Here is a 334-nt window from a genome sequence, read left to right as displayed (position 1 = left end):
ATTAACACCGACTATCGTGACACCCGTTGCACCGGCTACGCTGCCGCCAGCCACCATCATCGCACCCGCTGCATTCAAGTTCGCGCTACCAGCGCCACCACTGAGCGTGCCGGCGATGGTGGCATCACCACCGCTGGTGACGTTGATACCGTTATTACCAGTTAAGGTGCTGTTCGCCGCCACCGTCAAAGGTATGCCGAGAATAATCACTTGTTGACCCGCAGTGAGTGCACTCGTACCCTCAACGGTCGTGCTACTCGTCACGCTGCCTATCGTCACATTGCCCGTTGTAGAGTTCGCCGCACCAGCAATCAGTCACCGTCGTTCCTGCTAT

1 protein-coding gene is annotated in these 334 nt (G+C 57.5%); it reads right to left on the bottom strand.

Annotated elements, in window-relative coordinates; genetic code table 11:
• Window positions 1-210, bottom strand: a 210-nt coding sequence (locus QN347_RS19630; RefSeq protein ID WP_323494370.1) for a hypothetical protein, incomplete at its 3' end; no start/stop codon positions are given.
• Window positions 211-334 lie beyond the last annotated feature (124 nt).

It is taken from the genome of Sphingomonas sp. 10B4 (genome assembly GCF_035019905.1).
GTDB classification, from domain to species: Bacteria; Pseudomonadota; Alphaproteobacteria; order Sphingomonadales; family Sphingomonadaceae; genus Sphingomonas; species Sphingomonas glacialis.
The sequence above is the reverse complement of the archived record's forward strand: the minus strand, read 5'-3'. Positions and strand labels throughout refer to the sequence as shown.